The 13499-nt window shown below is 44.3% G+C and carries 12 protein-coding genes; 6 read left to right on the forward strand and 6 right to left on the reverse strand.

Annotated elements, in window-relative coordinates:
• Positions 1 to 145: 145 nt before the first annotated feature.
• From E0H94_RS01760 to E0H94_RS01770, 3 genes are all read right to left on the reverse strand, one after another.
• A complete protein-coding gene (locus E0H94_RS01760; protein ID WP_131324850.1) occupies positions 146 to 1639 on the reverse strand; it encodes an NAD-dependent succinate-semialdehyde dehydrogenase in 1494 nt (497 codons plus the stop codon).
• 34 nt (positions 1640 to 1673) lie between these two features.
• On the reverse strand, positions 1674 to 2693 hold the full coding sequence (locus E0H94_RS01765; protein WP_131324851.1) for a dihydrodipicolinate synthase family protein: 1020 nt from the start codon (positions 2691 to 2693) through the stop codon (positions 1674 to 1676).
• Positions 2694 to 2754: 61 nt separating this feature from the next.
• Positions 2755 to 3756, reverse strand: coding sequence for an ornithine cyclodeaminase family protein (locus E0H94_RS01770; protein ID WP_131324852.1), 1002 nt, complete (start codon positions 3754 to 3756; stop codon positions 2755 to 2757).
• A gap of 234 nt (positions 3757 to 3990) precedes the next feature.
• Between E0H94_RS01770 and E0H94_RS01775 the strand changes: the two genes are divergently transcribed.
• Positions 3991 to 5754: an AIPR family protein gene (locus E0H94_RS01775; protein ID WP_131324853.1), complete on the forward strand. Its 1764-nt coding sequence runs from the start codon at positions 3991 to 3993 to the stop codon at positions 5752 to 5754.
• A 43-nt stretch (positions 5755 to 5797) separates the two neighbouring features.
• Here the strand turns inward: E0H94_RS01775 and E0H94_RS01780 are convergent, their stop codons facing one another.
• From E0H94_RS01780 to E0H94_RS01790, 3 genes are all read right to left on the reverse strand, one after another.
• Positions 5798 to 6715 (reverse strand): LysR family transcriptional regulator, encoded by a 918-nt coding sequence (locus E0H94_RS01780; RefSeq protein WP_131324854.1) that lies wholly within the window; start codon positions 6713 to 6715, stop codon positions 5798 to 5800.
• Positions 6716 to 6791: 76 nt separating this feature from the next.
• Positions 6792 to 8036, reverse strand: a complete 1245-nt coding sequence (locus E0H94_RS01785; protein ID WP_131324855.1) for an NAD(P)/FAD-dependent oxidoreductase — start codon at positions 8034 to 8036, stop codon at positions 6792 to 6794.
• Between the two features lie 25 nt (positions 8037 to 8061).
• Positions 8062 to 8841 (reverse strand): alpha/beta fold hydrolase, encoded by a 780-nt coding sequence (locus tag E0H94_RS01790; RefSeq protein ID WP_227548528.1) that lies wholly within the window; start codon positions 8839 to 8841, stop codon positions 8062 to 8064.
• 200 nt (positions 8842 to 9041) lie between these two features.
• Between E0H94_RS01790 and E0H94_RS01795 the strand changes: the two genes are divergently transcribed.
• The 5 genes from E0H94_RS01795 to E0H94_RS01815 are packed head-to-tail and all read left to right on the forward strand — an operon-like array spanning position 9042 to position 13441.
• Positions 9042 to 10019, forward strand: coding sequence for a VOC family protein (locus E0H94_RS01795; protein ID WP_131324856.1), 978 nt, complete (start codon positions 9042 to 9044; stop codon positions 10017 to 10019).
• Between the two features lie 27 nt (positions 10020 to 10046).
• A complete protein-coding gene (locus E0H94_RS01800) occupies positions 10047 to 10949 on the forward strand; it encodes an alpha/beta fold hydrolase (protein ID WP_131324857.1) in 903 nt (300 codons plus the stop codon).
• Positions 10950 to 10986: 37 nt separating this feature from the next.
• A complete protein-coding gene (locus E0H94_RS01805; protein WP_131324858.1) occupies positions 10987 to 11415 on the forward strand; it encodes a lipocalin-like domain-containing protein in 429 nt (142 codons plus the stop codon).
• A 36-nt stretch (positions 11416 to 11451) separates the two neighbouring features.
• Positions 11452 to 12279, forward strand: a complete 828-nt coding sequence (locus E0H94_RS01810) for an alpha/beta fold hydrolase (protein WP_131324859.1) — start codon at positions 11452 to 11454, stop codon at positions 12277 to 12279.
• 19 nt (positions 12280 to 12298) lie between these two features.
• Positions 12299 to 13441, forward strand: coding sequence for an FAD-dependent oxidoreductase (locus E0H94_RS01815; RefSeq protein WP_131324860.1), 1143 nt, complete (start codon positions 12299 to 12301; stop codon positions 13439 to 13441).
• Positions 13442 to 13499 lie beyond the last annotated feature (58 nt).

Consider the following 13499-nt stretch of genomic DNA (forward strand, 5'->3'; position numbering starts at 1 on the left):
CCTCGGAATACCCCTGTGATGTTGTTCTAAGTGTTGTATTTTCAGTGCCGTTGATTTGCTTCATGCATCGGCTATAGAGCTGTTCGGCATTGTGAACAAAGTTGAAACAGCTCTATAGTAGATATACGCCTAATTGACGATTGACTTAGTCTGTGTACAATCCATCCCAACACATGTATTTCATTTCCAGAAATTCATCGATGCCATAATGTGAGCCTTCACGGCCTAAACCGCTTTGTTTCACGCCTCCGAATGGTGCCACCTCATTGGAAATTAAACCGGTATTGATGCCAATCATGCCTGCTTCCAACGCTTCCGATGTACGCCAAACACGCGCTGAGTTTTGACTATAAAGGTATGCAGCCAAACCAAATTCGGTATCATTGGCTTGCGCAATCACCTCTGCATCTGAACTGAAACGGATCAGCGGTGCGACTGGGCCAAAAGTTTCATCATGGGCAATCACCATCTCTTGAGTGACATTTTTCAAAACCGTTGGCTCAAAGAAGAATCCGCCCAGTTCACTGCGACGTCCGCCACACACCACAGATGCACCGTGTCCTAAGGCATTGCTGATGTGTGATTCAACTTTTTTCACCGCACTTGCATCAATCAGTGGGCCTTGTACTACGCCTTCTTCCAAGCCATTGCCAACTTTTAAAGTTTTGACTTTGGCTGCGAGTTTTTCTGCAAATTCATCGTAAATAGCATCGTGTACATAAATACGGTTGGCAGAAATACACGCTTGACCGGTGTTACGGAATTTAGAGGCGATCACGCCATCTACCGCTAAGTTCAGATCAGCATCATCAAAGACTATTGATGGCGCGTTGCCGCCCAGTTCCATCGAACATTTTTTAATGGTCGCCGCTGACTGTTCTAGCAAAGTACGACCCACTTCGGTTGAACCGGTAAAGGTTATCTTACGCACCAATGGATGTGCAGTCAGAATGCCACCAATAATGCGAGTATCATTCCCTGTCAGCACACTAAATACACCATCCGGCACACCGGCACGGCGCGCGAGTTCTGCGAGTGCCAAAGCGGTCATTGGGGTTTGGCTGGCAGGTTTCACCACCATGGTACAGCCCGCTGCCAATGCTGGCCCTGCTTTACGGGTAATCATGGCTGCTGGGAAATTCCACGGGGTAATGGCTGCACAAACACCAATCGGCTGTTTTAACACCACAATACGCTGCGTGTCTTTCGGTGCAGGCAAGACATCACCACGAATACGTTTGGCTTCTTCGGCAAACCATTGCAGGAAGGAAGAGGCATAATCCATTTCGCCACGCGCTTCAGATAAAGGCTTACCTTCTTCTAAAGTGATGATGGTGGCTAAATCTTCTTTATTTTCCACCACCAGCTGATACCAGCGATTGATAATTTCAGAACGCTGTTTGGCTGTGGTTTTACGCCATTTTTCAAATGCAGTTTGTGCAGTTTCAATGGCATGATTGGTTTCTTCTTCCTTACAGCGCGGCAATTTGACCAGCTCTAAACCTGTTGCAGGATTATTTAAGCTGTATGTGCCGTGAGCAGTTTCTTGCAGCCACTGACCATTAATAAATGCGCCAGTTTTCCAAAGGCTTGGATCTTTCAGCAAATCCGCAGGATTAATCTGTGCAATACTATTCATATATGTATCCTTTAATCTTGAAGGCGTTTAAGCATTAGTCATGGAAACGGCCAATCAGGAATTCGCTGTCAGAATCATTGGTGCATGGCAAACCTGATGCCATCAAACCTTGGCGCAGTACTTTCATTTGACGGTCTGGAATACGGGCAATCGGTGCACGTAATGGGCCACCATTAAAGCCTGCCAACCAGTCCATATATTTCCAATGTGCACGGTTAATGTAATTAGAGCCCGGCATATAAGCGCCTGTTGCTGCACCCACCGCACCACGCGCAGGCTGTGCTTGCCAGTACAGTTTCATGGCTTCGTCAAAATTGCCTTCTTTGGCTAGATTAAAGGTTTTCACAAAATGATCACCCATCCACTGCGTATAGCTGGTTCCTGAGAATTGCATATCCATGTAACGAAGCAATGGAATCACGTCACTTTCAATAGGACAGGTCACCACGATTTGATCATTGAAACGTTCAAAGCTATCGACTAAACCGGCAATGTGCGGGAAGCCCTGTTCTGCTTTTAAAGACACCACGTTCGGACAATCATCAATTAAGCGTTGAATCAGTTCTGGTGACATGCCTTGTGGATGTACACGTTCAAAGCCCCAAAGTGGAATAGCAAACAGCATCACCCCTAGATCCGTCGCATCACAGAAAGCTTTGGTGTAGTCATAAATATCTTGCTCAGAGGTTGGCCAGAAATTTGACGGGTAAGACAGCAGGACGATATCTGCACCGGCTTTTTCCGCCAGTTTTACTGCACGAATATTTTCTTCCAGTGTGCCAAAGCCTGCATGGAAGAATAAGCCCAGTTTGTCGCCAGCCTGATCTTTTGCCCACGCGGTAAACTGTGCATTTTCTTCTGGCGTAATCGCCACTTCTGTACACAGCAAGGTATAGGTGTAACCCAGATCAATGACTTTCTGAATGTCGTGGCGAATCCCTTTTTCATTTAAATGGCTTAAATCCTGGCTATAACTTGGAATGGTTACAGATGAACATCCTTTTAAATGTTCTTTTGCCCATGCACGTGCTTCACTGCGTTGATAACTCGCCATTAAAAATTCTCCTTTCCCTGTTGGGTTACGTTCTTAAATATTGATGTTTTTAAATTCTGAATTAACGGTCGATGGTGACAATGCTGTCGCTCATCTCTTGGTATTTGTCTGCGGTTTTGGCATTGCGCAGCAGCATTTCTGCGGTGACGATGTCTTGCAGTGCTGAACCTACGGATTTGTAAATCACGATGTCTTCCGGAGTTTTGCGCACTTTGACTTGGCCTGACATTACATCAGATAGCGATACAGTTTTTGCTGCTACATCGCAGCCTTGTTCAATGGCAACCAGTGAATCACCTGTTTCGTGAATCACTTCTTCCGGCATATCTGCCACAATCAGGCTTGCAGCTTTCATGGTGTCAACATCGAGTTCGCGCTGTTCCGGCAAAGTTGAGCTGACAGATACCACCGTCATACCCGGCTCTAGCCACGCTGCGTCAAACACTGGCCCGCCATCACGGCTGCGTGATGCACAGATCACCACATTGCTGCCTTTCACCGCTTCTTCTGCTGTTGCGACCGCTTGAATGTCCAAGCCATATTGCGCGTGGAATTCTTGGGCGAATTTTTCGCGGTTGGCTTCAGTTGGGCTAAATACGCGGACTTTGGCAATACGACCTGTCGCATTCAGCGCATGTAAATGGCTACGTGCCAATGCGCTTGAACCTAAAATTGCAACGTCGAATTTTTCTGTGCCTGCCAAAGCATTGACGGCGACGGCTGAGCTTGCTGCGGTGCGGATGTCGGTAATGCGGTTACCATCAATCAAGGCTGCAAGACGCATGGTGTCTTGATCGAACAATGAAATAAGGTAGCTGGCTTTTTTGTTTTTCGGGCTGGCGGCAATCAGTTTGCAGCCCATATATTCTTTCGATGGTGATACGGCACATAGGCTACGTAACCAGAAGCCATCACCGCGTGCCATTGTGCGTGGCGGTACCATTGCATTGTTAATAGGTTGGCTGTAGGCATGACTTAGCGCTTCGATGGCGCTTGACCATGTTGCGAGTTCTGCCACATGATCATCATTAATAAATAAGGTTGGATGGTGTGCGTGGTTCACTGCTGAACTCCGTTTCAGTCATTTTTTTCTAATGTACTGATGTCTGATATACGGAGCTAGCATGTAAGGTGTAAAGCAGATATCCATAAATTAGATGTTTAAAAAATCATTGGATATCAGCATGACAAAACAATTTCTGTTTAGCCAAGTAATAAAATTTTTTATGTAGGTCTAGCTATATTCATTTTACTCATTATCATAGCCTTACGACTTTCCAATAATATTTACTCAAATATGTCTATTTACGAAAAAATCCTTAATGAAATAAAAGCCGATTACTTTATCCAAAATTACTCAAATGATGGACAAAGATTCGTCGCTTGGTATTTGTTTAATATCTTAAAACAAGATAGAAATCAAACTAAGGATGCTATTACTGATGGCGCAGATGATAAACAAATAGATGCAATTGTAGTAGATGATGAAAAACAATTAATTCACATAATTCAAGGAAAATTTACCTCTGGAAATCAGATAGATGCAGAGCCTTTAAGGGAGGTTTTATCTTCATGGATTCAGTTAAGAGATTTAGTAAAATTACAGCAGGTGTCAAACGCAAAATTACAAGTCAAACTTGCTGAAGTGGCAAAAGCTTTTGAGGATGAGTACGAGGTTAATTTCGAATTAATCACAACAAGTAATTTAACTGATTCTGCAAAAAAAGATTTAGAAACGTTTCAAAAAAGCCTAGCAGAAATTTCAGAAAATGAAGATTTTGATGCAACTATTTCTTTAGTTGACGAGCCTGAATTAACTCGACGATATGAATTAGCACTCGAAACTGATAACCCTCAAATTAATTACACTTTAGATTTATCTGATAGTCAGTTCATGGACATTGAATTAGCAGGAACTAAAGTCATTGTGGGAGCAATTCCATTAAAAGAAGTTGTAAAAATACAAGGGATTAAAGATGGTTCTCTATTCCAAAAAAACGTAAGACAAAGTTTAGGTAACAGCAATACTGTTAATAAAAAAATTAGACAAACTCTACTTGGTGATAAGCATAAAGATTTTTTCTTTTTCCATAATGGCATCACAGCTATTTGTGACAGAATGGATTTAGAGAATAATAAATTAAAAATGTATGGATTAAGCGTTGTTAATGGATGCCAGTCTTTAAATACAATTCAAAGCTGTAGTGAAACAGTTAAAAAACTTGAAGAAACCTATGTCTTATTTAGGTTTTATGAGATTCCACAAAGAGATAGAGCAGATTTAATCAGTATCAACACAAACTCTCAAAGTGCAGTAAAGCCCAGAGATTTAAGAAGTAATGATAAAAGAGTTCTAAATTTAAAGCGTCAATTTGAACAAAAATATGCTCAAGGATATTTTATTACTAAACGTGGTGAAGTAGCTCCATCAGACAGGGATAAAAACTATGTTATTGATCTATCTGATTTAGGCAAATATTTAATTGCTTGGCACTCTCAACGCCCCAATATTTCATATGGTGAAACCAAAATATTTGATAAATATTTTGAGATTCTTTTTAAAAGAGATTACAAACCAGAAAATATTCAGGCTTTAAACTTATGGATGGCAACAATCAAAAAAAATTGGGTTGAAAGTAACCCTCTCAGACTAAATGAAACTCTTTTATCAATGAAAGCCTATGCGCCTTTCCATCATTTATATGCAATATCCATTATGTTCTCAATCTCAAATAATCAACAAGATAGAGTGCCTGAGCCATCTATAACTTGGATAAATGCAACCGAAAAAAATATGGTAGATCAAATGATAAAGATGTCAGCAAATTGTCTTAATTCTGCATTGAGATCAGCTTCCACTAGAACCATTCCTAATAATGGAATTTTCAGCCCCCAGAATTGGATTAAATCAAAACAAAGCTTAAATGATATTAATTTTGCGATACAAAACTACATAGATATGCTTAGTTATATGGATGGTGGAGAAGATCAATATAAAAAACTTATAGATACTTTAACAATGAACCAAACAAATTTTGAATACAGACTTCAAGCTGATTAATAATTAAAAAAATCGCCATTCAATGGTGATTTTTTAATTCCTTTTACCGATTCACAATCATGCCTTTTAAAATCAGCGGTGCTTGCTTCTCAAACCACTGCTGAATCACCCGTGACGCCCGTGTATTCGGACGTCGAATGGTATGCGCTAGCACCACACTGCGCTGCAGTTCAGGCTCTACAATCAAACTTGCGGCTAAACGCTGCTGATTTTCTACACCAAATAGTCCCGAAGATATCGCATATCCGCCCCCAGCCGCTACCAGCTCATGCTGTAAACGATTCGAGTCTGCTTCCATCACACAGTCAAACTTATAGTCCATCTGCCGAGCCAACTGATCTAACCGCGCACGTAAAGGATGCGGACGGCTTGGGACAATTAAAGGCAAATCCTGCAAATCTCTGAGTTTAATGGTCGGCTGTTCCACCAAAGGATCATTGGCTTCACCCACCAACATTAAACCAAATTCTGCAATCACCGCTTCTTCGGATTTAATCACTTCCCCTTCACGAAGTAGCAGCGCCATATCAATGCGCCCTTCCTCAATCATCTCTTCCAAATGTACATTGGAACCTTCACTCAGGTGCAAATCAATTCGTGGGTAATTTTCTTTGACATAACGGTATAACGCACCGGAAAGCTGACGCACTAAGGCCGGCAATAAACCGACACGCACCTCACCAATTGGCTCACCGCCATAGGTACGAATATCATCTTCAATCGCACCGCATTCAATCGCTAGGTTAATAATGCGTGGCAATAATTCATAACCGAGTTCAGTCAGTACCACCCCACGCCCTGTACGTTTAAATAAACGTGTGCCGCATTGTTCTTCCAGTTGGGCAATATGCCGGCTGATCATGGACTGCGGCACATTAAAAGCATGCGCAGCTTTGGACAGACTGCCCAGCTCTGCCACTTTAATAAACACCAGCCATTTAGAATCCAAGATTGATTGCATGCCTATTTCCCTATTCATGTTCCCTATGAAAAAACCGGCCTGAAACCCAGACCGGTTCAGACGGCTATAGCATCCTTTATACCGAGTTTAAGCTCAAAAGACTCTTTAAATTGGTATGAATATCCGCAACTTGATGCTTGCTTGGTGTGATACCTGCTTCCAGCAGTTTACGCGCCATCATATGATCTACAGGTTGATTGACCGAATCAATGGCCACAAGTTTATCTTTGGCATAATGGAACACGGAAAAACGGCCGCTTTTCATATCACCGCGAATCACATAATCACTGGTATCAAAGGATAAACCGGTCATTTGCAGGCGGATATCCCCCTGATCAGTCCAGAACCACGGTACATTTTTATATTCCTCAGGTTGTTCAGTGACAAACTTCGCGACCGTAATGGCTTGGTCATTGGCATTTTGTACTGATTCCAAACGGATGCGGCGGTCGCCGGCAAAATGGTTTTCGTGATTAGCACAGTCACCAATGGCAAAAATGTTGGCAATATTGGTTTGCATGGTACGGTTCACGCTGATGCCATTATCACATTGAATACCGGCCTGCTCTGCCAGCTCGGTATTTGGAATCGCACCCACACCGACCAAGACCAGCTCGGCTGGAATCACACCATCGGCACAGCGCACACCGGTGACTTTGCCATTTTCACCGACAAATTCATTAATGAATGCACCAGTTTCAATCTGAATGCCATTGTTACGGTGAATCTCGGCAATATAGTCCGATACCAATGGCGACACGGAACGGCCCAACACCCGTGGCATATGCTCAAGTACCGTGACATGTTTACCCAAACAGTGTGCAGTGGATGCCAATTCTAAACCTATAAAACCACCGCCAATAATCACCACATTTTCAGCAGTGTTCATAGAGGTACGCAATTGGCGTGCATCCTGCAAAGTACGCAGGCTCATTACCCCTTGCAACTCTGTCCCTGGTAAAGGCAATTGACGTGGACGTGTACCCATCGCCAAGACCAAATAATCATATTCAATCATGTCGCCATGATAGAGCTTGACCACATTTTCATCTGGGTCAATCTCACTCACCGCCGTATTGAGTCGTAAATCAATTTGATACTTTTCATAAAAGTTTTCAGGCTGTAGACACAGTTTGGACAAGTCCATTTCATGTGCATCTTTGACAAAACTTTTTGACAATGGCGGACGGTGATAGGGCAATTCCGCTTCATTGCTAATCAAGACAATATCACCATGAAACTGTTCATGACGCAGGGCTTTGGCACAGGCACAGCCTGCATGTCCACCGCCAATAATGACGACTTTTTTATTGTTATTCATTGTGATTTCACTCCATGAAAATCATTTAGGATTTAAAAAAATTCTTAAGCTGCATAGTGACTTGATCAGGCGCTTCAAAATTGCAGATATGCCCACTGCCTTGAATAATATTCAGCTGTGCATTCGGTAACTGGGCCACCATGGCCTGCATATCCTCAACAGGGCCACCGCCATGATCATGTTCTGCCGCGAGCAATAATACTGGTGCGGTGATTTGTCCCAATTGCTGAGAAAAATCCATTTCAATAAAGGCATTCACATAAGCACAGTAACCTTCAACCGTGGTGCGTTTAATCATGGCGCGTAATTGCTGATCCACTTCCGGATGCGACTGGCGGAACGCTTCTGAAAGCCAACGATCTACTGTGATATCACCGAGTTTATCCAAACCATTGGCTTGTGCTTTGGCACAGCGGTCACGCCAAAAGTCATGACGATCATCCGGCTGACGTGGACGACAGCAACACGCGACAATTTTTTCAATCCGCTGAGGATACGACAGTCCCAAAGATAAAGACACCGAACCACCAAAGCCTAGACCAACGACACTGCTTTTTTGAATGCCCAAATGATCCCATAATGCAATCACCCCATCGACGATGTCTTGATAAGTACAATTTTCTGGTGGCAAGGGACTTAAGTTGTGCCCCCAAGGATCAAAGGTCAGGATTTGATAATCTGCTGCAAGGATCGCCGCATGTGCAGCCCAAAAGCTCGCATCATTGCCAATGCCGGGAATAAAGGTCACCCAAGGGGCATCCGACTTGCCTTGAACCTGATGATGAAATAACGGGAATGACTTCATGTCAGTTGAACTCCACTCATATCTTGTTTTGACTTAATTAAACAAAAATGAGCAATCCATCCAAGCGTTGAAATCCTAAATCAGATATCCAGAAAATGCATAACTGCTTTATAGCTTAGATGCTATTTTCACATGCCAATGCTTCGTAGAGTAAGGATCAAGGAAAAGTAAAACTTTGGTCATGACCAATGGAGTATGAGATGACTGTAGCAAAAGATTTTAAAATAAAAGGCTTGGACCGTATACGTTTTGGCGTTGAACACTTGGATGATGCTCTGCGCTTTGCAGATGACTGGGGCTTAACCCAAGTGACAAGCGATCAAGATAACAGCTACCTGTTTGTCACGACAGATCATTCCCAAGTGGAAATTTTCCAAGCAGATTCAAATAATCCTGCCCGTACCCCGATTGGTAGTCCAAGCGGGATGTGTGAAATGGTTTGGGGCGTTGAAGATCAGGCCAGCCTGGATGCCATTGCTGCTGAACTGCGTACTGACCGTGAAGTGACTGTGGATGCCAATGGCACTGTACATAGTCAGGATGATCTCGGTATTCGCATCTCTTTTCGTATCGCACAGCGCAGTTATGTACCATTTACCGATACTCAATTTAACTCTCCAAGCCAACCAAAACGTGTCAACAGCCGTGCGCCACGTTATAACAAAGCCCAGCCTTATGAAATTAGCCACCTCGCGATTGGGGTCGATCATGCAGGTGAAGCAGTCAAGTTCTATTTAGAACGCCTCGGCTTTTTAGTCTCGGATCGTTATGCCGACCGTGGGGTGTTTATTCGCTGTTCGGCAGAAGGCAACCATCATCACCTGTTCTTTATGAATGGCAAAGCACCAGGCACACGCTTTAACCATCTGGCCTTTAAAGTCCGTGACATCCATGAAGTGATTTTTGGCGGGCAACACATTGATAGCCAAGGCTGGACCACATTTGCAGGGCCGGGTCGTCACCGCGTGTCTTCTGCATGTTTCTGGTATTTCCTCAGCCCATTTGGTGGGGCTTGGGAATATGCTGCCGATGAAGACATTGTCACTCAAGATTGGGAATCCACCGACTTTGCAGCTGAAGCACACATCTTTACCGAATGGACCTTTGGTCTGGAAAAATCGGATGGCACCCTGCGCGGGCCAATCTCACAAAGTAAAGCACAAGCATTAGAAGATTAACGCTGACGTTGAGATAAGGAATAAAGCATGAATGCCACTGTTCATACCGAAGCGGAACACTATTGGGTGCAACTAATTCACTCAGATGTGCGCGTCATTCAAAGCAAATATAAAAGCCGTATTTTAGAAGCAGGCAATCCAAACCATCCAGCCCTGTTTTTACTGCATGGCACTGGCGGTCATTTAGAAAATTATGCCCGCAACATTCCTGCACTGGCGGAACATTTTCATGTCATCGCACTGGATTTTATCTGGCATGGCCGTTCACAAACCACCGGTTTTGATCATGAAGTGATTCCAGTACTGATTGATCAAATCTTGGATGTCATGCAGCAACTAAATATTGAGCGTGCGCATTTTGAAGGGCAATCGATGGGCGGTTGGGTCGCAATGCAACTGGCGATTCAACACCATGAAAAAGTCGATCGTTTGGTGTTGACCACCACCATGGGCTATCGCCCAGATGAAGGAGCGATTTCAAATTATGTTGAACCGCACTGGGCGGCCAATTTACCCAGTTCCATTCAGGTCTTAGAAAACCCCAGCTTTGACAATGTCCGTACCCGTATGGCACGTATTTTGGCCCAGCCTGAACGCCTGACCGATGAAGCCATTCAAGTTCGTCAAGCACTCTACCGTCAGCCTGCTTTAGCTGAAGTGCAAAAGCTGTTTATTACCGAATATTTGTCTGGTCAAACCATTCAAAAACACACGGTAACCGATGCCTTAGCCCAACAGATTCAAGCACCAACCTTGGTGTATTGGGGCGATGCCAACCGCACTCCGCCGGCCTTAGGTCAGCACATCGCTAACCAAGTTCAGCATGGTCAATTTTACTGTGCCGTAGACACGGGACACTGGGCGCAATTTGAAAGTGCTGACATTCACAACCAAGTCGTGACTGAATTTTTATTGGCAAAGCACACATAACAACAGATTGTAAATTTAAAAATTTAAGGATGAAAAAATGTCGAATGTAGATTTAACCGGTCGCTGGGAACTGGTGACTTTTGCGCAAAACTATGATGACGGACGCCAAGTGCTGCCGATGGGCGAAGCACCGCAAGGCATTATTCAATATACCGCAGATGGCTTTATGAGCTGCATGATCTGCCGTCCAAACCGTGCCAATTTTACCACTGGCGGTCAATGGAATGCCTCGGATGCAGAAAAAGCGGGGGCCTATAACAGCATGATGTCCTACGCAGGACGTTACAGCATTAAAAATGACACAGTCACCCATTTTGTGGATCTGAGCTTATTCCCTAATTGGATTGGCGGCCTGCAAAAACGCACGTTTCAGTTTGATGAACAAGGTCAGCTTAGCCTTACGGCTCGCTTAGAAGAAAACACTTCTGAAGCACGTACCGCTTTATTGCTATGGAAACGTGGCTAAGCCTTTAAGCATTTTGAAAATTTTCAAGGAATGAATATGAATACGATGACAAATCCAGAAATGGGCAAAAGCATTCAGTGTGGTGCCATTCAAACCAATTACCACGACGTGGGTCAAGGCGAACCTGTTCTACTACTGCATGGTTCTGGCCCGGGGGTCAGTGCATGGGCCAACTGGCGTCTCACCATTCAAGCCCTGCAAAATGACTACCGCCTATTGGCACCTGATTTTGCCGGTTTTGGTTACAGCACTTTCCCCGAAGATATCAGCTTTAATCGTGATACTTGGCTCAAGCAAATGGTCGATTTCCTCGATGCCTTGGGGCTAGAAAAAGTTAATGTGATTGGCAACTCCTTTGGTGGTTCTATGGCATTGGCACTAGCGATCTATCATCCAGAACGGGTCAACAAATTGATTTTAATGGGCAGTGTCGGTGTGCCGTTTGAACTCACCGCAGGCTTGGATGCCGTTTGGGGTTACACGCCATCGTTTGCAAATATGCAAGCGATCATGAAAATTTTCGCCTACAACCAAAACTTGGTCGGGGATGATTTGGTGCAAATGCGTTATATCGCCAGCACCAAGGAAGATACCCGCGCTGCTTATGAGCGTATGTTCCCTGCTCCACGTCAGCAATGGGTCGAAGCAATGTCGCATTCCGAAGATGCCATTCGCCAAATTAAACAGCCCACCCTGATGGTACATGGTCGTGATGACAAAGTGATTCCACTTTCGACTTCACTCACCATGCTGAATTGGATTGAAAATAGCCAAGTGCATATTTTCAGCCAATGTGGCCACTGGACCCAAATTGAACATGCCAAAAGCTTTACCCAATTAGTCGCTAACTTTTTGAAAAATTAATGAATCAAGGATGACTCAGATGACACAAAAATCTGCCGCTGCTGGCAAAAAAGCCCTGATTATTGGTGCAGGCACAGCCGGTATGGCTTCTGCCATTACCCTGTCTCGCATTGGTATTGAGATTGACCTGATTGATATCAACCCCAATTGGGGCGCACTCGGTGCTGGACTGACCATTACCGGACCCACCCTACGTGCCCTGAAACAACTCGGCGTTTATGAGGAAGTCACTGAACAGGCCTATGTCGGTGACGGGATTCAGGTCTGTGATCCGCAAGGCAATCCGCTGCGCATTTTACCCACGCCGATGTTGGAAGGTTCAGATACTGCTGGAAGCGGTGGCATCATGCGCCCGACTATGCATTCGATTATGCATAAATATGTTGATGAAGCCGGTATTCAAATGCGTTTAGGTCTGACTGCGGATGCTTTTGAGCAGGATGATAAGGGCGTGACGGTCACATTTAGCGATGGCACAACGGGTCGTTATGATTTTGTATTGGGTTCTGATGGCGTGCTGTCTAAAACTCGCCAATTGCTGTTCCCAAATGCACCGAAAGCGGAATATACCGGTCAAAGCTGCTGGCGTTTATTCTTAAAACGTCCAGCCTCGGTCGAGCGCCGCACGTATTTCTTGGGTGGTCCTGTGAAAGTCGGTTTTACCCCAGTATCTCAAGAGCATATGTATATGTTCTTGTTAGAACGTTGCCCGCAGCGCTGGCAAGAACCTGAAGACAACTACAAAAACTTAAAGCAATTGCTTAAAGGCTACGATGGCATTTTGGCGGAAATTCGTGAATCTTTAACCGAAGCGGATAATCCCAATATCAATTTCCGTCCCTTGGAATGTTTTGACCTGCCTGGGCCATGGTATGTCGGTAAAGTGCTATTGATTGGAGATTCCGCACACCCCACTACACCGCAACTCGCATCTGGCGCCGGTATGGGCATTGAAGATGCACTGGTGCTTGCAGAAATTTTTGAGAAACAAGCTGATGTAGAAAGCGCGTTTGCTGAATTTATGCAGCGCCGTGAACAGCGTTGCCGTTTAGTCACCCAAAGCTCGATGGAAATTGGCCGTCTAGAACAACAGCGTGCACCTGTCGAACAGCAAACAGCGGTCGTCACCAAAGCACTGGAAATCTTAAAAGAAGCGATTTAGTCCAAAGCCCCGATCACATTTGATCGGGGCTTATTTTTTAAAACAACAATGATAGACA

Source organism: Acinetobacter sp. ANC 4173 (assembly GCF_004331255.1).
Classification (GTDB): domain Bacteria; phylum Pseudomonadota; class Gammaproteobacteria; order Pseudomonadales; family Moraxellaceae; genus Acinetobacter.